Origin of the sequence: Methylobacterium sp. PvR107 (assembly GCF_017833295.1) — a bacterium.
Taxonomy (GTDB): domain Bacteria; phylum Pseudomonadota; class Alphaproteobacteria; order Rhizobiales; family Beijerinckiaceae; genus Methylobacterium.
The window spans coordinates 6,114,119-6,133,722 of the sequence record NZ_JAFIBW010000001.1 but is presented as its reverse complement, the minus strand read 5'-3'; the positions used below and the strand labels follow the sequence as shown (position 1 = coordinate 6,133,722).

The 19,604-nt window shown below is 72.2% G+C and carries 24 protein-coding genes, 1 tRNA gene and 1 pseudogene; 12 read left to right on the top strand and 14 right to left on the bottom strand.

All coding sequences use genetic code 11. The annotated features are described in order from the left end of the window. Window positions 1–379: 379 nt before the first annotated feature. From JOE48_RS29075 to JOE48_RS29060, 4 genes are all read left to right on the top strand, one after another. The gene (locus tag JOE48_RS29075) at window positions 380–772 is read left to right on the top strand and encodes a hypothetical protein (RefSeq protein WP_210035176.1); all 393 of its coding nucleotides are present in this window, start codon (window positions 380–382) and stop codon (window positions 770–772) included. A 35-nt stretch (window positions 773–807) separates the two neighbouring features. Then, window positions 808–960: a hypothetical protein gene (locus JOE48_RS29070; protein ID WP_192709268.1), complete on the top strand. Its 153-nt coding sequence runs from the start codon at window positions 808–810 to the stop codon at window positions 958–960. Window positions 961–1,157: 197 nt separating this feature from the next. After that, window positions 1,158–1,640: a DUF2721 domain-containing protein gene (locus JOE48_RS29065; protein WP_210035175.1), complete on the top strand. Its 483-nt coding sequence runs from the start codon at window positions 1,158–1,160 to the stop codon at window positions 1,638–1,640. 222 nt (window positions 1,641–1,862) lie between these two features. Beyond that, on the top strand, window positions 1,863–2,036 hold the full coding sequence (locus JOE48_RS29060; protein WP_210035174.1) for a hypothetical protein: 174 nt from the start codon (window positions 1,863–1,865) through the stop codon (window positions 2,034–2,036). Between the two features lie 39 nt (window positions 2,037–2,075). Here JOE48_RS29060 and JOE48_RS29055 read toward each other — a convergent pair whose 3' ends face one another. The 6 genes from JOE48_RS29055 to JOE48_RS29030 all read right to left on the bottom strand — a co-directional run bounded on the left by JOE48_RS29055 (window position 2,076) and on the right by JOE48_RS29030 (window position 6,450). After that, window positions 2,076–2,354: a hypothetical protein gene (locus JOE48_RS29055; protein WP_210035173.1), complete on the bottom strand. Its 279-nt coding sequence runs from the start codon at window positions 2,352–2,354 to the stop codon at window positions 2,076–2,078. Window positions 2,355–2,783: 429 nt separating this feature from the next. After that, window positions 2,784–4,742 carry an AI-2E family transporter gene (locus tag JOE48_RS29050; protein WP_210035172.1) on the bottom strand — a complete coding sequence of 653 codons (1,959 nt, stop codon included), beginning with the start codon at window positions 4,740–4,742 and terminating at the stop codon, window positions 2,784–2,786. A gap of 203 nt (window positions 4,743–4,945) precedes the next feature. Continuing rightward, the gene (locus tag JOE48_RS29045; RefSeq protein WP_210035171.1) at window positions 4,946–5,146 is read right to left on the bottom strand and encodes a hypothetical protein; all 201 of its coding nucleotides are present in this window, start codon (window positions 5,144–5,146) and stop codon (window positions 4,946–4,948) included. Window positions 5,147–5,245: 99 nt separating this feature from the next. After that, on the bottom strand, window positions 5,246–5,596 hold the full coding sequence (locus tag JOE48_RS29040) for a low affinity iron permease family protein (protein ID WP_210035170.1): 351 nt from the start codon (window positions 5,594–5,596) through the stop codon (window positions 5,246–5,248). Between the two features lie 174 nt (window positions 5,597–5,770). Further along, on the bottom strand, window positions 5,771–6,127 hold the full coding sequence (locus tag JOE48_RS29035; protein ID WP_210035166.1) for an energy transducer TonB: 357 nt from the start codon (window positions 6,125–6,127) through the stop codon (window positions 5,771–5,773). 80 nt (window positions 6,128–6,207) lie between these two features. Continuing rightward, the gene (locus JOE48_RS29030; protein ID WP_210035164.1) at window positions 6,208–6,450 is read right to left on the bottom strand and encodes a hypothetical protein; all 243 of its coding nucleotides are present in this window, start codon (window positions 6,448–6,450) and stop codon (window positions 6,208–6,210) included. Window positions 6,451–6,899: 449 nt separating this feature from the next. Between JOE48_RS29030 and JOE48_RS29025 the strand changes: the two genes are divergently transcribed. The 5 genes from JOE48_RS29025 (at window position 6,900) to JOE48_RS29005 (ending at window position 13,580) form a co-directional block, all read left to right on the top strand. Beyond that, on the top strand, window positions 6,900–7,079 hold the full coding sequence (locus tag JOE48_RS29025; RefSeq protein WP_192709261.1) for a hypothetical protein: 180 nt from the start codon (window positions 6,900–6,902) through the stop codon (window positions 7,077–7,079). Between the two features lie 306 nt (window positions 7,080–7,385). Beyond that, window positions 7,386–8,411 (top strand): helix-turn-helix domain-containing protein, encoded by a 1,026-nt coding sequence (locus JOE48_RS29020; RefSeq protein ID WP_210035162.1) that lies wholly within the window; start codon window positions 7,386–7,388, stop codon window positions 8,409–8,411. Between the two features lie 79 nt (window positions 8,412–8,490). Further along, entirely contained in the window at window positions 8,491–8,862 is a 372-nt protein-coding gene (locus tag JOE48_RS29015) for a hypothetical protein (RefSeq protein ID WP_210035160.1), read from the top strand. Window positions 8,863–9,007: 145 nt separating this feature from the next. Beyond that, window positions 9,008–10,324: an efflux RND transporter periplasmic adaptor subunit gene (locus tag JOE48_RS29010; protein WP_210035158.1), complete on the top strand. Its 1,317-nt coding sequence runs from the start codon at window positions 9,008–9,010 to the stop codon at window positions 10,322–10,324. Between the two features lie 10 nt (window positions 10,325–10,334). Next, on the top strand, window positions 10,335–13,580 hold the full coding sequence (locus JOE48_RS29005; RefSeq protein WP_210035156.1) for an efflux RND transporter permease subunit: 3,246 nt from the start codon (window positions 10,335–10,337) through the stop codon (window positions 13,578–13,580). A 12-nt stretch (window positions 13,581–13,592) separates the two neighbouring features. Here the strand turns inward: JOE48_RS29005 and JOE48_RS29000 are convergent, their stop codons facing one another. From JOE48_RS29000 to JOE48_RS28975, 6 genes are all read right to left on the bottom strand, one after another. Further along, window positions 13,593–13,736 (bottom strand): hypothetical protein, encoded by a 144-nt coding sequence (locus tag JOE48_RS29000; RefSeq protein ID WP_210035154.1) that lies wholly within the window; start codon window positions 13,734–13,736, stop codon window positions 13,593–13,595. Between the two features lie 143 nt (window positions 13,737–13,879). Continuing rightward, complete coding sequence (locus JOE48_RS28995) at window positions 13,880–14,092, bottom strand: TOBE domain-containing protein (RefSeq protein ID WP_210035152.1); 213 nt, start codon at window positions 14,090–14,092, stop codon at window positions 13,880–13,882. A 98-nt stretch (window positions 14,093–14,190) separates the two neighbouring features. Continuing rightward, window positions 14,191–14,478: a hypothetical protein gene (locus JOE48_RS28990; protein ID WP_210035151.1), complete on the bottom strand. Its 288-nt coding sequence runs from the start codon at window positions 14,476–14,478 to the stop codon at window positions 14,191–14,193. Between the two features lie 107 nt (window positions 14,479–14,585). Further along, complete coding sequence (locus JOE48_RS28985) at window positions 14,586–14,855, bottom strand: DUF6894 family protein (protein ID WP_210035149.1); 270 nt, start codon at window positions 14,853–14,855, stop codon at window positions 14,586–14,588. A gap of 258 nt (window positions 14,856–15,113) precedes the next feature. After that, window positions 15,114–15,189, bottom strand: a tRNA-Ile gene (locus tag JOE48_RS28980). Continuing rightward, window positions 15,180–15,884, bottom strand: a complete 705-nt coding sequence (locus JOE48_RS28975) for a DNA-3-methyladenine glycosylase family protein (RefSeq protein ID WP_245253008.1) — start codon at window positions 15,882–15,884, stop codon at window positions 15,180–15,182. Before JOE48_RS28975 ends, JOE48_RS28980 begins: the two co-directional genes overlap by 10 nt. A 175-nt stretch (window positions 15,885–16,059) precedes the next feature. Between JOE48_RS28975 and JOE48_RS28970 the strand changes: the two genes are divergently transcribed. The 3 genes from JOE48_RS28970 to JOE48_RS28960 all read left to right on the top strand — a co-directional run bounded on the left by JOE48_RS28970 (window position 16,060) and on the right by JOE48_RS28960 (window position 17,319). Then, window positions 16,060–16,617 (top strand): metallophosphoesterase, encoded by a 558-nt coding sequence (locus JOE48_RS28970; RefSeq protein ID WP_210036113.1) that lies wholly within the window; start codon window positions 16,060–16,062, stop codon window positions 16,615–16,617. A 92-nt stretch (window positions 16,618–16,709) separates the two neighbouring features. Beyond that, window positions 16,710–17,015, top strand: a complete 306-nt coding sequence (locus tag JOE48_RS28965; protein ID WP_210035147.1) for a hypothetical protein — start codon at window positions 16,710–16,712, stop codon at window positions 17,013–17,015. 55 nt (window positions 17,016–17,070) lie between these two features. Continuing rightward, window positions 17,071–17,319 carry a hypothetical protein gene (locus tag JOE48_RS28960; protein ID WP_210035146.1) on the top strand — a complete coding sequence of 83 codons (249 nt, stop codon included), beginning with the start codon at window positions 17,071–17,073 and terminating at the stop codon, window positions 17,317–17,319. A 397-nt stretch (window positions 17,320–17,716) separates the two neighbouring features. Here the strand turns inward: JOE48_RS28960 and JOE48_RS28955 are convergent, their stop codons facing one another. Then, complete coding sequence (locus JOE48_RS28955) at window positions 17,717–18,493, bottom strand: sigma-70 family RNA polymerase sigma factor (RefSeq protein WP_210035145.1); 777 nt, start codon at window positions 18,491–18,493, stop codon at window positions 17,717–17,719. Between the two features lie 115 nt (window positions 18,494–18,608). After that, window positions 18,609–19,579, bottom strand: a pseudogene (locus JOE48_RS28950) (SDR family oxidoreductase). Window positions 19,580–19,604 lie beyond the last annotated feature (25 nt).

Genomic DNA, 19,604 nt, shown 5'->3' with positions numbered 1-19,604 from the left:
TTCTTAGATCCCACCGGCGGTCGGCTCGCAAGCCTGCGCGGGGGGCAGAACGCGGTTAACATTAATTTACGACGCGACCGGTCGCCGTGCCGGCGTGAACGGTCGGCAGCCCGGCGATCGTCGCCGGGGTTCGGTCCGCATCCGGGACGTTGTCCTGCGGGCCGGTGCGGCCGCCGCACAGTCCTGACCCAGGCGCGCGGCAACGTGCTTGCGGGCGGAAACTGTCATGGCGCGGACCCGTTCTTGGCATCACCGTTCCGATCATCGTACCCTGACCCGGATCCGCCGGGTTGCGGGTCGGAACCGCATGACCGCACACGCCCTGCCACCGGCAGAACTTGGGCCGGGACAGGACAGGCGACCTGTGGAGAAGCGAGGGATGTCGAGCGTGAACGGGCGGATCGCGCGGCAGCTCACGGCGTGCGGGCTCGTCGTCGCCGGTCTGTCCGGGCTGCCGAGGCCGGCCGGGGCGGTCGAGGAGGATACGGTCGGCTGGTGGATCTATGCCGGCTCGATCCGCAGCACGCTGCTGTCGCGCTTCATCGGACCGGAAGAGTCCACGCCTTCGGGCGCGGCGATCGCGCAAGCGGGCCGGGGCTGCGGGCTCCCGGCCCGCCTCGATGCGGGCGACGCCTTCGCGGCGCCGCCGGGCGATGCGCCGGTCGTGTTCGGGCCGTTCCTCAGCCGGCCGGCGCTCGCGGCTTCCCTCGCCTGCATCCGGCGCTATGTGCCGGCGGCGTTCGTCGTGCAGGCACGGTCGCCCGCGCGATGACGATCCGGTCAGCGGCTGAACCTCGGGAGACGCGCATGAACCCGCTCGCGCTGCTGTCGATGCTGGCGCTTCTGTCGGCTTGGATCGGGATCGGCGTTGCCGTCGTGGCCTACGGGACGCCGCTCGGCGTGGCCTTCTACGTCCTGGCGGTGGTCGCCACCAATCCGCGGGTGTGGAGGCTCCGGTGACCGACACCCCGGCCCCCTACCTCGCGGTCGCGTTCCTCACGGCGCTGGCCCTGCTCGTCGTCGGGTTGCACGCGGAGGGCCTCCTGTGGTGACCCTCCCGGCATGGTCCGTTCGCGCTCCCCTGCCGCTTTCCGGGTCATCCCCAAGATCTGCCCCGAGATCCGCCCGGGCATGACGCGGTCGCGAGCGTAGGGTCGATGTTCGGATTCTCCCTCAGCTCCGCCGAGCCCGACAGCATCGCGCATATCATCCAAGTGGCGCTCGCGCCCGCCTTCCTGCTCTCGGCGCTCGCGACCCTGCTGAACGTGTTCTCGACCCGGCTCGGCCGGATCTCCGACAAGGTCGACGCGCTCTCGGCGGAGGCCGCCAAGGCGACGAGCGCCGAGGCCGCGCGTCTGGGCCGCCGCCTGACCTTCCTGCGGCGGCGCTCCTTTATCCTCGACCTCGCCGTCGTGCTGGCCTCGCTGGGAGGCGGCCTGATCGGCATGGCGGTGCTGACCCTGTTCGTCGGAGCGCTGCGTGACGCCGCCACGGCGTCGATCCTGTTCGCGTGCTTCGGGGCGGCGCTGGTCTGCACGGTGGCGGCGCTCGGCGCGTTCATGGCCGAAATCCTGATGGCCGGTCACGGCATCCGCGACGAGGTCGATCACCAGAAGGATAAGGTGCCCGCGCAGGGCTGAGCGGGACGCGAATCGCGCCGTACGTGCAGGGGCTCGAGTCTGCCGCGGCGCGGCACCGGCCGGTGGGCCGACGGCCGCCGAACTGAGGCCGGACGCGGCATTTCAGGGCCCGATCCAGCCCGCGGTCACCGCCGGTGCGGATTTCGATTGCGCCGAGCGGGAACCGAGTCTTAATCTTGTCGGTGCTTGCTGCAGGTGCACGCTGCACCCGGGTGTTCCGTCATGAGCATCGCCATCCTGATTGCCTTCGTTGCCGGTGCGCTCTGCCTCGGAGTACTGTCCTCGATCGTGCCATTCCGGCGGAGAGAGGACGATGAGCTTGAAGAAGGCCTGCTCTTCGAGGACGAATTCTTCGATGTCGGCGGACCGGTGATCGATCTGGAACCGAACCGCTGAGGTCTGCCCGGCGCCGCCGCCGCGCGACCGGACAGGCCGTTACAGGGGTTTGAACGCCCCGGGCGCAGCATTCTGCTGCGTGGACCAGACCACCCGTCCGGCCGCATCCCGCAGGGCCGCCGAGCCCGAGCGGCCGGCGAGCAGATGCGCAAACCGCGCCTTCGCGTCCGCAATCGCGGTCACCTCGGAGCGCCCGAAAATCTGCTCGTCGTGGATGATGATGCCGCTCGCGCTCTCCCGGTGCACGACACATTGCAGCCGATAGCGCGCCGGCGGCGGAGCCGAGCCCGGGTCTGGGGCGCCGTCCGGACCGGTCATGGCGCCCAGCCGAGCATCGGGCCGCAGCGCGCCGCCTCGCCCGGGGCGCGCCGGCACGCGCGGCGGACCGGATCCGGATCAGCCGACATTTCGCCATCCCGGATGGCGAACACGCAGCGGGACACCCAACGTCTCCTCAATGCGAAGCTCCGACAACGATCCATAGCAGAATACTCGACGCCCCGGATGGTATCCGACCGGCTCTGCGCGGCCGGGTTCGGGGTCGAAGGCGACGACGCGGCAGGCGGGTACGGCAGGCGGTCCCAGAGCGGTTCCGGAGGATGATTTCGGCTCCCCCGTCCTGGCGAGCGGAGCGAAGCAATCCAGACAGCGCGGCGACGGCTGATGTCGCGCTGCCCTGGGCCACTTCGCTGCGCTCGTGATGACCGAGAAGGACACCTCGACCGGAGCGGTCAAACGGAAACCGTCTCAGGCGGCCTCGGCGCCCCTGCCCGGGGCGGCCTGCGTGGCTTGCAGGCAGGCCTCGACCCCGTCGCGCAGCGAAGACACGTAGACGTCGGCCCCGATCGACCGGCCCAGCGCGGCATCGGTGAGCACCGTCTCGTCCACAGGCCAGAGGCCCACCAGCACCGGCAGCTGCGGGGCACGCCGCTTCAGGCGCTCCAGCAGGTAGCGCAGATGCGCGGGGCTGCCGCTGATGTCGAGATAGGAGATGCACACCATCGCCACGCCCGTGAGGTCCAGATCGCGGATGCGATCGCGCGCGACGGCCTCGTAGCCGATGACCCGGGCGCCGAGCCCGTGCTTGCGCAGCAACTGGGCCAGCATCGCCGAGGAGGCCTCGTCGAGGGGGCCGCGCCCGGCCACGCAAAGGACGGGGGCGTCCCCGCGCCACGCCTCGGGCAGGGAGTCGCGGGACGGCGCCTGGCCCGGTATGGCCTCGGTCTTGGGATGGGTCCGCTCGGCCAGGGTCGGCGTCTCCCCCGGATTGACCTTCTTGTCGTCCCCTTGGGGTTCCGCGTCGGGATGGTCCTCGAAATCATCCACCAGCGAGCGGGCCGAGGCGCGGATGTTGTCGAGTTGCGCCGGCGTCACGACCCCGCGCACGAAATCGTTCGCGGCGAGCCGCAGGCCCTTGAGCGCCACCTCGTCGTAGTACGAGGACAGCGACCGCTCCTTCAGCATGGCCTCGCCGAGGTCGCGCGCCTCGTCCGGGTCGCCCGCCAGCATGCGCTGGTAGAAGTTCTCGACCGGCGTCAGCGGCGGCCGGTCGCCGAGCAGGACGTCGAGGAATTCCAGGCTGTCCACGTGGCGGCCGAGCACCACGAGGCAGACGGTGAACGGGGTGGCCAGGATCAGGCCGATGGGCCCCCACAGGAAGCCCCAGAACAGGGTCGAGACGATCACCGCGAAAGGCGAGAGCCCGGTGGAATGGCCGTAGAGCAGCGGCTCGATCACCTGTCCGAAGATCGGCTCGGCGATCAGGAACAGCCCCGCGGTCGCGATCACCATCGTCCACCCCGGGTCGACCGCGGCCGCCAGGGCCACGGGAAGGACCCCGGAGGCGACGGCGCCGATATAGGGGATGAAGCGCATGATCGCCGAGAACACGCCCCATAGCAGCGGGTTGGGCACCCCGATGAACCAGAGGCCGACCCCGACGATGACCCCGAAGGCGGCGTTCATGCCGAGCTGGGCCAGGAAGTAGGTGCCGAGTCGGCCCGCCGCGTCGTCCATGGCCACCGTCGTGCGGTGCAGGTCGCTCGACCCGAACAGGCGGATCATGCGGTTGCGCAGGTCCTCCCGCTGCAGGAGCAGGAACACCACGACGACGAGGACGATGCCGACGTCGGTCAACGGCGAGACGATGGGGCCGAGCACCTTCTCGGCCAGCGCCAGGGGCGAGGGCTCGGGCTGCTCGATGCGCACGAGCTGCGCCTTGGGCGTCTCGCCCGCCGGCCCTGTCTCGGCGGTCGTGCCTGCGGCGTCGGCCTTCTGGGTCGCGTCGTGCACCTGGTGGTTGAACTTCTGGAGGATGCGGTTCGCGTCGCCGAGCCAGCCCTGCTGCAGGCCCGCCACCTTCTTCTGCACGGTGGCCTGGTACTGGGGCAGGTTGCCGGCAAGGCCGGCGACCTGGGTGCCGATGATCGTCCCGATGCCGCCGATGACCCCGAGGGCGAGCAGCACGGCGACGATGACCGACAGGATGCGGCCGAGGCGCAGCCGGCGCAGCAGGTTGACCACCGGAGCCAGGACGAAGCTGAGCAGGACGGCCAGAACGAGGGGAATGAACACCTCGCGGCCGAGATAGAGGGCGGCGATCAGGACGACGCTGACCGCGAGGGTCAGGAGGCCGCGCAGGCCCGGAACGAGGGGCGGCGGCACCTGCGCGGGCTGGCGCGGGGCGGCACTCGGCTCGATGGGCATGGGAGCTCCGGTACGCATGCGCGGACGGCCCACGCTCATGGGCACAACTGCACGGGGGCCGGTTTGGTTTTGAGCCGGAATGTCCGCCCGGACTCTTCAATGGCGACGGCGCCCGATCGGGCGCCGCGCCCTTGCCGAAGCCGCGCCTTTGCCGAAGCCGCGCCCTTGCGCGCCCGGCCGGCTTCCGCTTCGGGACAGGCCGCTCAGGCGGCCCCGCCCTCCGCATCATCGGCGTCCAGGATCGTCTCCAGATCGCCCACCAGGGCATCCAGCTGGTCGGCGGTCGCCTTGAGCTTCAGCGTGGTGCCGTCCTGCGTCTCGACCGCGATCTCGATGTGGTCGTCGACCTTGGCGGCCAGCGCCTGCTTCACCGTGTAGGTCGTCACGTCAGTCTTGTCCGCCATGCTGTCTCCTGGGTTGGCTCTCGGCCAACTCCGGGCGCACCGGATCGGTGCTGCGGCAGAATCTCGCGACCGCGCCGCACCGGACTGCGCGACGGGCGGTCACGGCTCCGCAACCGGTTCCGAATGCTGGCCCTGCCGGATGAGCTCCAGCTCCTCGGCGCTGCGCGCCTCGATCCCGACCAGGCGGTCGTCGGCATTCTCGACGGCGCGGATGAGCTCGTCGAGCTTGATCTGGATGGCGCCGGTATCGCGGGCGCCGGCCACCAGGATCACGCCCGCCAGGAGCATCGCGGCGATGGACAGGAACAGGTTGAAGACGAGCGCCCAGTGGTCGTCGAAGCTCAGCAGGGCGCCGGCCGCGAGACCTGCCGTGACGGTGAAGCAGGTCGCCAGGAAGCCCGCGGGCTTCGAGAGCCACACGGCCAGCCCGAGGATCGGTCGATCGAGCATGGAGCGTCCTTCTCGCCAGTCTCCGTGCCGACACCGACCGGCCCGGAGGCTGTGCCGTTGCCGATTGGGAATGGGCCTGAGGCCCGCGGCAGTTCCGGGCCCGGACCGTCCTGGGCCGGCAAATCGCGGGTGATGGCGGGAATGTGAGCGGTTGGGCCTGGCCGCCGGCCGAATCTATCGGCGCTGGCGCGTGTATCGCTCGACGACCCGCTGCCGATGGGCCCGCACCTCGGGCAGCCAAGGAGAGGCCGCCGGATCACGGGCCGTCGTCCGTGGGGCCGGCAGCAGCTCCGGTGCGGCCCGGGGCGTCTCGACGACGAACGCCTCCAGGATCACCGGCCGCCGCGGTCGTGGGCGTCTCAAGGGGCGTGCCGGCCGTGCCGCGAGGGTCCCGAGGCCCCAGAGCCCAAGGCAGAGCAGGCCGGCCAGGATCCCGTCCCAGGACGGCTCCGAGCGGCACATCAGGAGGCCGGTCCCGGTCAGGGCGGCCGCGGCCGCGAACAGGCGCGGTGTCGGATCACCGGATATCATGCCGCAGCCTCGGCGATCCGCGCTGAGGACCCGTCAACCGCATCGCTACATTTGTCGTCAATCCGCCCGCCGGGACGGCCTCAACCGGCCAGGCTCGACGGCGGCTGCCACGTCACGCCGGGATGCTCCCGGATGTCGCCGGCTTTGGCTCCGGTGTCGGCGTCGCTCGTCCAGTCGCTGGGCTCGGTGATGCTGGCAATCTCCGCGTCCGGATAGGCCGCGGCCAGGAACAGGCGCGCCTCGCCCTCGGCCTCGGCCCTGACGGTCACGAGGGGCTTCTCCCCGCCCGCGTCGCGCACCTGCGCGATGAACAGCTTGGTCATGATGCGTCTCCGGCTTCCGTCCGGCGGCGGCTCACGCCCCCACCTCCTCGACATGGAGGCCCCCGGCATGCAGGTGGGACGGGATGGTGTTCCGGTCGCGGTAGCCGGCTGTCCGCGCCATCGCGTCGAGGGCCTTCTAGGGATCCAGCGCCGAGCCGATCCAGAGGATGGCGCCCGTTGCCGCCTGCATGATCCGAAACATCCGCACGCCACCCTCCCGGGCTCGATTCTCCGACAAGCTTGGGTGCCGCGGCGATGTTCCCGGTGGCACGGAAGGCGGCGAACGGATCCGGCCGCGACCCGCAGGGGGCCGAACCGGTGCGCGTCCCTCGAGCCTGCCCGTTCCGGATTTCAACTTGAAATGGAACAGGCTCGAGCGGGCGGTGGTTACCCTGACCATGCCGGCACGGGCCAGCACGTCGAGACCCCGATCGGGATTCAGGAGAGCCATGACCAGCCGAACCGTCCAATCCGCCCTGCTCGCCCTCGCCCTCGTCGCCGGAAGCGCCAGCCTGGCCGCCGCGCAGAGCACGCCCAACGGCAACACCTCCACATCCGGTGCCCCGGCCGGAAGCGGCAGCTCCGGCAATGGCGCCACCGGCAGCGGCGCGGCGCCGAGCGGGAAGTAACGCAGCGCCAACCCCGGGGCCGGATCCGCCGGCCTCACACCCATGAAACGCCCCGTCCCGCGGCCTCCCGGCACGCGGGACGTCTAGTTTTCGGGCCGGATCTCAGGCCCGCCGCCGGGAATAGGCCCGGTCATTTTCCCCTTGGTCTTTCATGATGGGCCAAGCGGGCATGGTCCGGATTGCGGGAAATCCCGTATAGGAGCGGGCAACCACTTTGGGCGCGCGCCCCCTTTTCTGTCGATCCGGACTCGTCGTAAGAGAAGCCCGGCGGCGAGAACGCAAGGGCAGGAACGCGTAACGCGAGCGATGCGGTCGAATTCCGTCCTGCAGCTCAAGGGTGAGCGCCCCGGCAGCCATCAGGCTGCCGCGTGGCGTGATGCCGTGGCGCCGTTCTGGGACTTCGCGATCCGGAAGGAAGACGTCGCCGCGTTCCGCGGCCAGTCGCAGGTCCGGCACCTCGGCACGGCGATCCTGTGCCGTGCCAGCGCCTCGGGCCTCCGGTTCGAGCGCGAGCCCGCCCTCGTGGCCCGCATGGGCGTCGACCACATCCTGGCGCATGTGCGCCTTGCCGGTCAGTCCAGGCTCGCGATCGGCGGCCGCGAGCGCGACTGCACGCCGGGCGATATCTGCCTGCTCGACCTGTCGCGCCCCCTGTCCGCCCAGTCCACGGATTACCAAGCCATCACCGTGGTGCTGCCGCGGGCGCTCTTCGGCGCGCACCAGGCTGCGCTCGACGGTCTCCACGGGTCGGTGATCCGGGGGGCGACCCCGTTCGGCCGGATGGTCAACGACCATCTGCGCGCCCTGAGCGCGCACGCCATCGGATTCTCGGAGCGGGAGGCTGCCGCGGCCGCGCAGGCGACGGCCGCGCTGCTCGGCGCGGCGGCCTTCGGCTTGCCGGAGGAGGACCGCCTCGCCCAGGCCCCGATGGGGACGCCGCTCCTTCTCGCCATCCGGCGCTTCATCGAGGCCGAACTCGCGTCCGCAGACCTGAGCGCCGAGACCCTGGGCCGGCAGTTCGGCCTGTCGCGCAGCGCCCTGTACCGCCTGTTCGTCCCGTTCGGGGGCGTCTCGGGCTATATCCGGCAGCGCCGGCTCGCCCGGGCGTACCGGGACCTCGCCGCCGACGGGCGCTTCGCCCGGATCTCGGAGGTCGCGTATCGCTGGCGGTTCGAGAGCCCCGCGCATTTCGCCCAGGCCTTCAAGGCCGCGTTCGGCTGCGCCCCCCGCGACCTCCGCGCGCAGGCCGATGCGGCCGAGGCTTCCGGCGCCCCGGCCCGGACGGAGACCTGGACGGATTTCTACGACTGGGTTCTCCGGCTGGGCGCCTGAACGCCGCTTCCCGCAGACCCGGGCGCCGCGGCCCGCCGACACTTGTGCGCCCTGCCCCGGATCGCCCATAAGGGTCGCGATGACCTTCCAGGTTCGGGATAGGCGCGCCGCACGGGCGCACGGTGTGTGGGCGATCGCCGCCCGCATGCTGGCGCTCGTCCTGATCCTGTCCATCGCCGCGCCGGGCGTCGGTCTCGCGGCGGATCTGGCCTTCCATGCGGACGGTCATCACAGCCGGAGCGAGGGCCCGGTTCTCGACGCGGCGACGGCGTCCGGGAATGTCGATCCCGGCCTCGGCGCGCACCTCCATTGCGGCTGCCATCAGGCCGCCCGCCTGGACGCGGCCGATATCGCCCCGCCGGCCGTCCCGGGCCGGCCGCTCCCTGCGGCGCTCGCGCGGGCGCTCCCCTCCGTCGTGCCCGACCGGCTGCCCCGGCCACCGCGCGCGTGAGCTGACGCCGCCCACCGGCGCGCGTCCGGCCCGGAGGCCGACCTCGGCCCCGGGCTCATTCCTCCGCGACACCTGAACGGGACCCTCGGGGCCGCCGCGCGCGGCGCCCGGCCGTCCCGGCCGAGCCAGTCCACGGGCACCCCGCATGCGCATTCTCCCGTCCGCGGCCTTCCTGGCCGCCGGCATCGCCGTCGGCGCTGCCCTGTCACCCCTGCCCGACGGCCTGCGCCAAGCGCTCGCCGCCGCCGGCCTGGTGCGTCCCCCGGCCGCCGGTGAGGGCCGCGATCCGGACCATTCCGGTCCGGCGGACCGGCCGGCGGTCCCGGGCCAGGCCCACGACGCGCACGGGCACGAGTCGGGGGAGGCCCACGCGGAGGATGCGATCCGGATGCGGCCCGACCAGGTCGCGGGCCAGGACATCACCACCCGGACGGTGGCGGGCGGCACGCTGGCGCGCCATCTCCTCGTGCCCGGCACCATCACCCCCGACACCGACCGGATCGCCCGGGTCCCGGCCCGGGTGGTCGGCACCGTGGCGGAGATGCGCAAGCGCCTCGGCGACGCCGTGCAGGCGAACGAGATCGTCGCCATCCTCGACAGCCGCGAGGTCGCCGACGCCAAGAGCGAGTATCTCACCGCCCTGGTCCAGGCCGAGCTGCAGAAGATCAACTTCGAGCGCCAGCAGAAGCTGCTCGCCTCGCGCACCGCCTCGGAGGCGGCCTTCGAGACCGCCCGAGCCGCCTATCTCGAGAATCAGCTCCGGGTCGACCTGGCCCGTCAGAAGCTGTCGGCGCTCGGCCTCGACGCCGCCGAGGTGGCGGCCGCCCAGAAGCGCGACGAGGCCACGCCGAACCAGTCGACCCTGCGCCGCTATCCCCTGCGGGCGCCGCTCGCCGGCCGCATCGTCGAGCGCAAGGTCGATGTCGGCACGGCGGTCGGCAAGGAGGGCGATCCGGCGGACCTCTACACGGTGGCGGACCTCTCCACGGTCTGGATCGAGCTGTCGGTGCCGACGCTCGATCTCGCCCAGGTGCGGGAGGGCGCCCGGGTCACGATCACGCCCGGCCGGGCGAGCGACGCGCAGCCCCGCGCGGACGGTCGGCTGATCTTCGTCAGCCCGTTCCTCAATGCCGACACGCGCTCGGCCCGGGTGATCGTCGCCCTTCCGAATCCCGACGGCGCCTGGCGGCCCGGCACCTTCGTCACCGCCGAGGTCGAGATCGCGCAGGACGCGGTCCCGGTCCGGATCCCCAAGACGGCCGTCCAGACGGTCGCGGGCCGGAGCGTCGTCTTCGTGCGCAATCCGGACGGGTTCGAGAAGCGGCCGGTCACCCTCGGCCGGTCCGACGACGAGGCCTACGAGGTCACCGCCGGGCTCGAGCCCGGGGCCGAGATCGCGGTCGGCAATTCCTTCCTGCTGAAGGCCGAGCTCGGCAAGGCCGACGCCGACCACGACCATTGAGGATCGTGCCATGATCAGCCGCATCCTCGCCGTCTCGGTCCGCCAGCGCTGGCTGGTGCTGCTCCTCGTGCTGCTGGCATCGGGCTTCGGCGCCGTCGCGCTCACGAAGCTGCCGATCGACGCGGTGCCCGACATCACCAACAACCAGGTCCAGATCAACACCCTGGCCCCGTCCCTGTCGCCGGCCGACGTCGAGCGGCAGGTCACCTATCCGGTCGAGACCGCGCTCGCCGGCATCAAGGGCCTCGAATACACCCGCTCGCTCTCGCGCAACGGCTTCTCACAGATCACCGCGGTCTTCGCCGAATCCCTCGACATCTACTTCGCCCGCCAGCAGGTCGCCGAGCGCATCGCCCAGGCGCGGGAGGACCTGCCCTCCGGGGTCGAGCCGCGGATGGGCCCGATCTCCACGGGCTTGGGCGAGATCACCATGTGGTCGATCCAGTATGCCCCGCTGCCTGAGCGCGCGACCGTGCCGGCCGGCCAGCCGGGCTGGCAGCCGGACGGCAGCTACCGGACCCCGGAGGGCCAGGATCTCAGGACGGAGCTGGAGCGGGTCGCCTACCTGCGCACGGTGCAGGACTGGATCATCCGGCCGCAGATCAAGTCCGTCGCGGGCGTCGCCGGCGTCGACGCGATCGGCGGCTTCGAGAAGCAGTACCACGTCCAGCCGGACCCCACGACGCTGACCGCCCTCGACCTCTCCTTCGCGGACGTCGCCCGGGCGCTCCAGGCCAACAATTCCAACCAGGGCGCCCGCTACCTGGAGGATAACGGCGAGAGCTACGTGGTGCGCGCCGCCGGCCGCCTGGAGGGCCCGGAGGCGATCGCCGACGTGGTGGTGGCCAGCCGCGGCGGCGTGCCGGTGCGGATCCGCGACGTCGCCACGGTGCGGATCGGGCGCGACCTGCGCACCGGCTCGGCCAGCGAGAACGGGCAGGAGACGGTCATCGGCACCGCCCTGATGCGGATCGGCGAGAACAGCCGCACGGTGGCGGCCGCCGTCGATGCCCGCCTGGCGCAGATCCGGCGTACCCTGCCCCCCGGCATCGTCGTCCAGACCGTCCTCGACCGGACGCAGCTCGTCGAGGCCACGATCCGCACGGTGGGCTGGAATCTCGCGGAGGGGGCCGCCCTCGTGATCGTCGTGCTGTTCCTGCTCCTCGGCAACATCCGGGCGGCGCTGATCGCGGCCCTCGTCATCCCGGCCGCCATGCTGATGACCGTGACCGGCATGGTCGAGGGGAAGATCTCCGCCAACCTGATGAGCCTCGGGGCGCTCGATTTCGGGCTGATCGTCGACGGGGCGGTGATCATCACCGAGAACGCCCTGCGCCACCTCGCCGAGCGGCAGCACGCAATCGGGCGCGCCCTCACCCGGGAGGAGCGGCTGGAGACGGTCCGCAACTCCGCCGAGGAGATGATCAAGCCGTCCCTGTACGGGCAGGCAATCATCATCCTGGTCTACGTCCCGCTCCTGACCTTCACGGGCGTCGAGGGCAAGATGTTCCAGCCGATGGCGCTGACCGTCATCCTCGCGCTGGCTTCGGCCTTCGTGCTGTCCCTGACCTTCGTGCCGGCCCTGATCGCCATCGCGCTGACCGGCCGGGTCACCGAGTCGGAGAACCCCCTCGTCCGGGGCCTGAAGGCGCTCTACCGGCCCCTCCTCGCCGCGGCGATCCGGGCGCCCGCCCCGTTCGTCGGGGCGGCGCTGCTGCTCCTCGCGGGCGCCGGCCTGCTCGCCACCCGGCTCGGGACCGAGTTCATCCCGCTCCTCGACGAGAAGAGCATCGCGCTGAACGCCACCCGGATCCCGTCCACGTCGCTGACCCAGTCGCAGGCGATGCAGCTCAAGGTGGAGCGGGCGATCGCCAAGTTCCCGCAGGTCGCCTACGTGTTCTCGAAGACCGGCACCGCCGAGGTCGCCACCGACCCGATGCCGCCGAATTCCTCCGACACGTTCGTCATGCTCAAGCCGCAGGCGGATTGGCCCGACCCGGCCCTGTCGAAGGCTGAACTGCAGGAGCGGATCGAGGCGTCCTTAGGCGAGCTCGCCGGCAATACTTACGAGTTCTCCCAGCCGATCCAGCTGCGCTTCAACGAGCTGCTCGCCGGGACCCGGGGCGACCTCGCCGTGAAGGTGTTCGGCGATGCCTTCGAGCCGATGCTGGACACCGCCAACCGGATCGCCGCGATCCTGCGCGGGATCCCGGGGGCCGACGACGTGAAGGTCGAGCAGATCACCGGCCTGCCGGTCTTCGAGATCCGGATCGACCGGACCGAGGCGGCGCGGCTGGGGCTCAGCACCGGGGCGATCCAGGAGGTGATCGGCGCCGCCATGGGCGGGAAGGAAGCCGGATTCGTCTTCGAGGGCGACCGGCGCGTGCCGATCGTCGTCCGCCTGACCGACCAGGTCCGGGAGGACCGGGAGGCCCTGGAGAACCTGCCGGTCCCCCTCCCGCCGGGCGTGAACGGCCGGGCCGCCTCCGTGCTCCTGCGGCAGGTGGCGCAGTTCTCGGTGAGTGAGGGGCCGAACCAGATCAGCCGCGAGAACGGCCGCCGCCGGGTCGTGGTCACCGCCAATGTCCGCGGGCGCGACATCGGCTCGCTGGTGGCGGAGGCGCAAGTGAAGGTCGCCGCGCAGGTGACCCTGCCGGCGGGCGCCTCCGTGACCTGGGGCGGCCAGTTCGAGAACCTCGCCTCGGCCCAGGCGCGGCTCACCGTGGTGGTGCCGGTCTGCTTCTTCCTGATCTTCCTGCTGCTCACCTCGGCGCTCGGCGGCGCGCGGGACGCGCTCCTGGTGTTCAGCGCGGTGCCGCTGGCGCTCACCGGCGGCATCGCGGCCCTGTGGCTGCGCGGGATGCCGCTCTCGGTGCCGGCCGCGGTCGGCTTCATCGCCCTCTCGGGGGTGGCGGTGCTCAACGGCCTGGTGATGCTGACCTTCATCAAGCAGCGCGTCGCCGAGGGCCGGCCGCTGCAGGCGGCGATCCGCGAGGGCGCCCTCACCCGGCTGCGGCCGGTGGCGATGACCGCGCTGGTCGCCTCCCTGGGCTTCGTGCCGATGGCGCTCGCCACCGGGACGGGGGCGGAGGTGCAGCGGCCGCTCGCCACCGTGGTGATCGGCGGCCTGATCAGCGCGACCCTGCTGACCCTGGTGGTGCTGCCGGCGCTCTACGCGCGGTTCGGCCGGCGCGCGCCGGCGGCGGCCGGGCGGCGCGCGCCTTTCCCGGAGCCGCGGGCGGACCGTGCGGCCTGACGCGTCCCGCCGTCAGGCCGGCAGGATGTGCAGGAGGCCGCCGACCATGCCGAGGGCGCCGATGCCGAGCAGGCCGGCGGCGATGTAGAGCCGCATCCGGCTCCGATCGGCGTCCGCCGGCCGGGGCGTGTCGTCAGGCAGGTCGAACCAATCCATCGGGTCAACGTATCCCGTCATCGCAGGGGCTGGCTTGAGGGAGAGGCGCCGCCCTAGGCCAGCCCGATGACGGCTGGATGACCGATCCGCCGAAGCGGCGGGCCAAGCCGCGCGGCCTCGCCCATGCGAACCCCGTGCCGCCGCTACGGCTTCACGAGCAGCACGTTCACCGCCTTGGCCAGGACGTGGACGGTGGCGCCATCCTTGAGACCCCGCTCTTCGAGGGAATCGACCGTCATCACCGAGGCCATGCGATCGGCGGTGCCGACGAGCACGACCGCGACCTGGGCCATGACATCCCCACGCTTGATCGCCGTCACCGTGGCGGGGCTGTCGTTGCGCGCGCCGTGCGTCATGGATCGTCCTCGTGGCGCAGCCGCCGCGGCTGCCGGCGGCCTATGGCGACGCCGGCGCGCGGGTTCATCCCGGTCCGTCCGACGAAGGCGCGCCGGGATCAGCGGCCGCCCGAGCTGCCGGTCGTGCCGCCCTCCTTCTGGAAGCCGGCCGCGTTGGGCGAGCCCTGCATGCGGCCGTCCTGCTTCGGCATCTCCGAGCCCGGCGCGCCGACATGGGTCGAGCCGGTCGTGTCGCTCTTGCCGGTATAGCCGGCCGCGTTCGGCGAGCCCTGCATGCGGTTGCCGTGCGGAGCGGCGCTGCCGGATGCGTTGGTTCCCTCGGCGGCCAGGGCCACGGAGCCCGTCGCCAGGAGGCCGGCGGCGATCAGGGATATCAGCGTCTTCATGGGGGAGCCCTCGCGTGTTTCCTCGCGCCGCCTCTCGGGGGCGACAAAGGAGCAACGCCAATGGGCGGATCCTGTTCACCGCCCGTCGGGGGCGAACGGGACGGCCGCTACCCGGTCGGGCCGCGCCCGGAATCGGGCCCGCTGTCCAGCCGCAGGGCCGCGAAGGTCAGCGTGGCCGTGTAGACGAGAGCCCCGCCTTCGTCCCGGACCAGCACGGTAAAGGCCTGATTGTCACCGTCGCTCGGGATGATCCAGCGCGCGATCTCCGGCAGGCTGATCATCGCTTCCCGGCGGGCAGCCTCGAAGTCCGCGCACTCCGTTCCCTCGGTATCCGGTTGGAGCTGGCCGTCGTGTATGTCGAAGAAGTAGCGGGGCAATCAACCACTCCGTGAGGCACCTTCGGGAGGTAACCCACGGTCGGGGCGGCGGTTCTGCGCGAATTCCGACCCGGCTTATTCGCGCCGCCGCGTCGGCCGTCCCGGCAGGGCCGTCCCGCACCGGCCCGAGAAAAACCCGCGCCGGCGAGCCGGGCGGGCTGAAGGGTGTCGCGTCATGAGATCGGCCTGGTAGACCCGCGCGCGGTCGAACGGTTCCTCAGCAACGCGAGCGGCCGGACTGGCGCTGGACAGGCCGCATGGTGGGCCCGGCAGGACTCGAACCTGCAACCAGACCGTTATGAGCGGCCGGCTCTAACCATTGAGCTACGGGCCCGGGCGGCGCCGACGGATAGCCGATCCCCGGCCGTCCGTCACCCGGTTTCCGGGGCCGGGCCGAGGCTCCGGGCGCGGCGCGCGGGCGGGCACCGCCGCGGCCGTGTCCTTGATGCGCCACAGGTAACGGGCCAGGATCGAGCGGTACGGCGCGAAGGCCGCTGCCACGTCGCGCGTGTCGTCCCGGCCGGTGAGGCGGCGCAGGCAGCCCACCGCCGCCACGTCGCCTTCGGGCCAGATGTCCGGATCGTGGAAATGGAAGATGCCGACCATGTCGGCCGTCCAGGGGCCGATGCCACGGATGCCGCACAGGACCGTCGCGCGCTCCGGGTGCGGAAGCGCGGCGAGGTCGGGCCCGAGCAGCCCCGCCGCCTCCGCCGCGACGATCGCCTGGAGGGCGCGGACCTTGTTGCCCGAAATCCCGCAGCCGCGCAGGAGATCCGCGTCCCCGGCCTCGAACAGGCCGCGCGGGCTTGAGGCCGCCGCAGCCGCTGCGGCCTCGATCCGCGCCCAGATCGCCGCGGCGGCCCGGGTGGAGAGCTGCTGGTTGACCACCTCGACGAACAGGCGATCCGCGACGCTCGGGTGCGCGGGCGGCGCGATGGCGATCGGCCCGGCCTCCACGAGGGCCGCACGCAGCGGCGGATGCGCGCCAGCCGCGTCAAGAAGATGGGCATAGATCTCGGGATCGAGCATCGCCTCAGCCGTGGGCGCCGCACCGGCCGGATCATAGCGCCTCGCCCGGGCGCAGTCCGGAGGCAGGATGCCGCGCAGCCTTGCCCGGGGCGCAGCCCGGTCCACCTCGCTCCGGAACCGCACGGACCGCCGTGACGGTCTCGTGGATGCGATCTCGGACGCGAGCCTCGACGGAATGGCGATCTACTTCACCGCGGACACGCATTTCGGCGATCCGCACATCCTCCGCCATCGCCGGGGGCGCTTCGGCAGCGTCGAAGCCCATGACGAGGCCCTGGTCGCCGGCTGGAACGCCGTCGTCGGACCGGAGGATTCCGTCTGGCATCTCGGCGACTTCGCCGCCCATGCGAGCCGCGCCCATTGCGCGGCGATCTTCGCGCGGCTGAACGGGACGAAGCGCCTCGTCCGCGGCAACCACGATTCGAACCGGGTGCTGGATCTGCCGTGGGCGGAGCCGCCGGTGGACAGCGCCCGCCTGTCGGTCCCGGACGCGCAGGGACGGACGCACCGCCTGTTCCTGTCGCATTACGCGCACCGGGCCTGGCCGGGCCTGTGGCGGGAGACCCGCCACCTCTACGGACACAGCCACGGCTGGCTGCCCGACACCACCCGCTCCTGCGATGTCGGAATCGATGCCTGGCATGATCGCCCGGCCACCCTCGAGGCGATCCTGGCGCGCCAGGAGGCCGCCGCGCTGGTGCCGGAGGAACTCGCCGCCCACGGGCTGCGCTGACATCCGGCGCCCGTCCCGGCGCCCGTCCCGGGGCCGCTGGCCGCGGACGCCCTATCTACCCGCCTCCCTGATCCGGCACGAGGCTGCACGCCATGACCGATACGCCGTTTCCGCCGCCCGGATGGGCCGAGGCCGCGACGCGCGCCGGGACCGAGCTCGGTCTCGGGACCGACTTCACCGCGATGGATGCGACGGCCTGGGAGCGGGTCTGCCGCCGCGCCGGGCAGATCCTTGCCGGGCAGGGGCAGGCCCTGCCGCCCGGCTGGGAAGGTGCGCTGGCGCGGATGTTCGGGCGTGGCGAGGCGGCCATCCCCGCCGGCGACGCGCTGGCCCGCGACGAGGCCGACACGGTCCTCGCGGAACGGGGCGAGGTGTTCGCGCCCGAGGACGACGCCTGAAACTCCGCCGGGCCGGGTGGTTGCCGTCGCGCCGGTCCGGGCCGATGTAGGGGGCATGCCCCAGCCTGAACACCAGCGTGCCGCCCCGCGGCCCCCCGCACGAGCCGCGTCCGGCGGCGCGCCGGGAGCCCTGCGGGTGGTTCCCGTCGCGAGCGGCCCCAACCTCGACGCGCGGACGCGCCTGCGGCTCGGCCAGCAATTGCGGGCGCTCTACGATCCGGTCATCGACGAGGCTCTGGATCCGCGGCTGGCGGAGCTGCTGCAGCAGCTCGACGCGGACCGTGCGGGCGGCGCTTCGACCTGAGGGCGTCCAGGTCGCGTCCCCGGGCGGGTGGCTCCCATCGGTGGATCGGGGGGATGTCGCACCGACGGGAGCCGAGCCGAGCCGACGGATCGACCCAACCCCCTTCATGTCGCCCAGGACCGGGCCGGCGCGCTTTCACCTAAGTCAAATTCATCGCCGAATACCGCGATGGAAATGCTGAATTCTCGTATTCAGCTTTAAAAGCCGGCTCGGGTCCGATCCGGCCGGGCCGGCGAATCGGACGATCAGCTCCCCGAAATCACATCGTTTCAGGTCCGGAGCCGCGGCACCGTCCTGGCGCGCGGAGCGCAGCCATGCAGGGCGGTGCCGCGTTCGACACCGTCGCGCCGCTCGTGGGGGCGTGAGACGCGACCGAAGGCGACGACCGGGAACCGGATCAGACCGTCGCGCCGGTCACCGAGAGGATCACCCCGTCGTTGCCGATCTCGGAGCCGCTGTAGCCGAGCATCCGCGCGAGCTGCTCGCGGGCGCGCCAGACGCGGCTCTTCACGGTGCCGATCCGGCAGTTCATCACGGCGGCGGCTTCCTCGTAGCTCAGGTTCTCGATTGCCACGAGGACCAGCGCCTCGCGCATCACCGGCGCGAGGCGGTCGAGGGCGGCGCGCACGTCCTGAAGGTCGAGATGACCGCCCTGCTCGGGCACGCTGGTCAGCCGCTCGGCGTGGTTGCCGTCGGTATCGGAGACTTCCCGGCCATGCTTGCGGTGCTGGCTGTAGAAGACGTTGCGCAGGATCGTGAACAGCCACGCTTCCAGATTGGTGCCGGGGGTGAAGCCCCCGCGCCCCCGCCAGCCGCGCAGCAGCGTGTCCTGCACCAGGTCGTCGGCCGCAGCCGGGTCGCGGGTCAGCGACACGGCGAACCGGTGCAGCGCGGGCACCACTTCCAGCAGGCCCGCGCGGAACGTCCCGTCGCGCTCGCCATCGGCCTGCACCAGCGCGGCCTCGAGGCGCGCCAGCAACTCGGCGAAGCGATCCGAGGTCGCCCCCGGCGCCGGGCCGATCCGGTCATAGGCGTGGCCGAGCAGGGTGCCGAGATGCGCGCGCACCGCCTCCGGCAGACCGTACCGGGTCTCCCCGACGGGATCCCCGGCCGGATCCGCGAGGGATACATCCTCGATGGGATCGAGCAGCGATGAGCCTTCGGGTGCGGGCATTCAGGTCCGGTCGTCGGCGTGCGGGCCGGTCGCGCCCGTGTGACCGGTTGTGGCGCGCCGAGGCGCCCCATGCCGCAACATGGGTTAGGCCGTCGCCCGAACGGGGTTTCAGCTCCTAGAGCTGAGCCGCCGCGACCCCGACGAGCAGGGCCGCGCAGGCTCCGGCCGCGGCCAGGCCGGCGCTCAGCGCTCCGGCGGACGGCACGCCTTTCCGGGCATGCCGGCCCCCGTCCGCACCCGTGCCCTGCGGCAACGGATCGCGCAGGGCGCCGTGCGTCCGCGGGCCCGGATCGGCCCGGTCGAGGGCGTGGCGGAAGCCGAGGCCCATGAGGTGCTCGGTCGGGTATGGGGCCAGGGCGTAGCCGACCAGCGCGAGGCGGGCCGGCCAGCCGACCGCCACCGCGTCGCGCGGGCGGCGCACGAGGCGGATGAAGGTCTCGGCCTCGGCTGGGTAGAACAGGTGTCCGGGATTGAGCCGCCTGCCCGTCACGGTGGCGCCGTGCTCCAGGCCCGGCGTATCGACGATGGCGGGGAACACGCCGCAGACATGGATGTGCCGGTGGCGGGCGAGTTCCTGGCGCAGGCCTGCCGAGAAGCCGCGCAGGCCGAACTTGCTCGCCGTGTCGGCGGCCGCGAAGGGTGTCGGTGCCCAGCCGCCCATGGACACCGTGTTGATCAGCGTGCCCCGGCCGCGATCCAGGAAGTGCGGCAGCACCGCGTAGGCGCCGTGGATCGCGCCGAGCGGGTACACCGCGATCGTCGGCCGGTGCAGGTCGAGCGGCGCGTCGAGCAGAGGGCAGAACACCCCGACCCCGCGTTGTTGATCCAGACATCGATGCCGCCGAAGGTGCGCATCGCCGCCCGGGCCAGGGCCGTCACGGCCGCGGGGTCGGTGACGTCGGTGGGGATTGCGACGGCCTCGGCCCCCGACCCGCGCAGGTCCCGGACGATCCGGTCGAGCACCGCGGCCCGGCGCGCCGCCAGGACGACCCGGGCGCCCCGGGCCGCGAAGGCCTCGGCGGCGGCCCGGCCGATGCCGCTGGAGGCGCCCGTGATGACGACGGTCCCGCCCCTGAGCGGCGCCACGCTTGTTCTCCACGCCGCCTTGCAA

What these genes read in the sequence shown, in the direction of transcription:
- JOE48_RS29075 (WP_210035176.1), top strand. Translation starts at nt 380, where the DNA reads ATGTCGAGCGTGAACGGGCGGATCGCGCGGCAGCTCACGGCGTGCGGG.
- JOE48_RS29070 (WP_192709268.1), top strand. Translation starts at nt 808, where the DNA reads ATGAACCCGCTCGCGCTGCTGTCGATGCTGGCGCTTCTGTCGGCTTGG.
- JOE48_RS29065 (WP_210035175.1), top strand. Translation starts at nt 1,158, where the DNA reads ATGTTCGGATTCTCCCTCAGCTCCGCCGAGCCCGACAGCATCGCGCAT.
- JOE48_RS29060 (WP_210035174.1), top strand. Translation starts at nt 1,863, where the DNA reads ATGAGCATCGCCATCCTGATTGCCTTCGTTGCCGGTGCGCTCTGCCTC.
- JOE48_RS29055 (WP_210035173.1), bottom strand. Translation starts at nt 2,354, where the DNA reads ATGACCGGTCCGGACGGCGCCCCAGACCCGGGCTCGGCTCCGCCGCCG.
- JOE48_RS29050 (WP_210035172.1), bottom strand. Translation starts at nt 4,742, where the DNA reads ATGCCCATCGAGCCGAGTGCCGCCCCGCGCCAGCCCGCGCAGGTGCCG.
- JOE48_RS29045 (WP_210035171.1), bottom strand. Translation starts at nt 5,146, where the DNA reads ATGGCGGACAAGACTGACGTGACGACCTACACGGTGAAGCAGGCGCTG.
- JOE48_RS29040 (WP_210035170.1), bottom strand. Translation starts at nt 5,596, where the DNA reads ATGCTCGATCGACCGATCCTCGGGCTGGCCGTGTGGCTCTCGAAGCCC.
- JOE48_RS29035 (WP_210035166.1), bottom strand. Translation starts at nt 6,127, where the DNA reads ATGATATCCGGTGATCCGACACCGCGCCTGTTCGCGGCCGCGGCCGCC.
- JOE48_RS29030 (WP_210035164.1), bottom strand. Translation starts at nt 6,450, where the DNA reads ATGACCAAGCTGTTCATCGCGCAGGTGCGCGACGCGGGCGGGGAGAAG.
- JOE48_RS29025 (WP_192709261.1), top strand. Translation starts at nt 6,900, where the DNA reads ATGACCAGCCGAACCGTCCAATCCGCCCTGCTCGCCCTCGCCCTCGTC.
- JOE48_RS29020 (WP_210035162.1), top strand. Translation starts at nt 7,386, where the DNA reads ATGCGGTCGAATTCCGTCCTGCAGCTCAAGGGTGAGCGCCCCGGCAGC.
- JOE48_RS29015 (WP_210035160.1), top strand. Translation starts at nt 8,491, where the DNA reads ATGACCTTCCAGGTTCGGGATAGGCGCGCCGCACGGGCGCACGGTGTG.
- JOE48_RS29010 (WP_210035158.1), top strand. Translation starts at nt 9,008, where the DNA reads ATGCGCATTCTCCCGTCCGCGGCCTTCCTGGCCGCCGGCATCGCCGTC.
- JOE48_RS29005 (WP_210035156.1), top strand. Translation starts at nt 10,335, where the DNA reads ATGATCAGCCGCATCCTCGCCGTCTCGGTCCGCCAGCGCTGGCTGGTG.
- JOE48_RS29000 (WP_210035154.1), bottom strand. Translation starts at nt 13,736, where the DNA reads ATGGATTGGTTCGACCTGCCTGACGACACGCCCCGGCCGGCGGACGCC.
- JOE48_RS28995 (WP_210035152.1), bottom strand. Translation starts at nt 14,092, where the DNA reads ATGACGCACGGCGCGCGCAACGACAGCCCCGCCACGGTGACGGCGATC.
- JOE48_RS28990 (WP_210035151.1), bottom strand. Translation starts at nt 14,478, where the DNA reads ATGAAGACGCTGATATCCCTGATCGCCGCCGGCCTCCTGGCGACGGGC.
- JOE48_RS28975 (WP_245253008.1), bottom strand. Translation starts at nt 15,884, where the DNA reads ATGCTCGATCCCGAGATCTATGCCCATCTTCTTGACGCGGCTGGCGCG.
- JOE48_RS28970 (WP_210036113.1), top strand. Translation starts at nt 16,060, where the DNA reads ATGGCGATCTACTTCACCGCGGACACGCATTTCGGCGATCCGCACATC.
- JOE48_RS28965 (WP_210035147.1), top strand. Translation starts at nt 16,710, where the DNA reads ATGACCGATACGCCGTTTCCGCCGCCCGGATGGGCCGAGGCCGCGACG.
- JOE48_RS28960 (WP_210035146.1), top strand. Translation starts at nt 17,071, where the DNA reads ATGCCCCAGCCTGAACACCAGCGTGCCGCCCCGCGGCCCCCCGCACGA.
- JOE48_RS28955 (WP_210035145.1), bottom strand. Translation starts at nt 18,493, where the DNA reads ATGCCCGCACCCGAAGGCTCATCGCTGCTCGATCCCATCGAGGATGTA.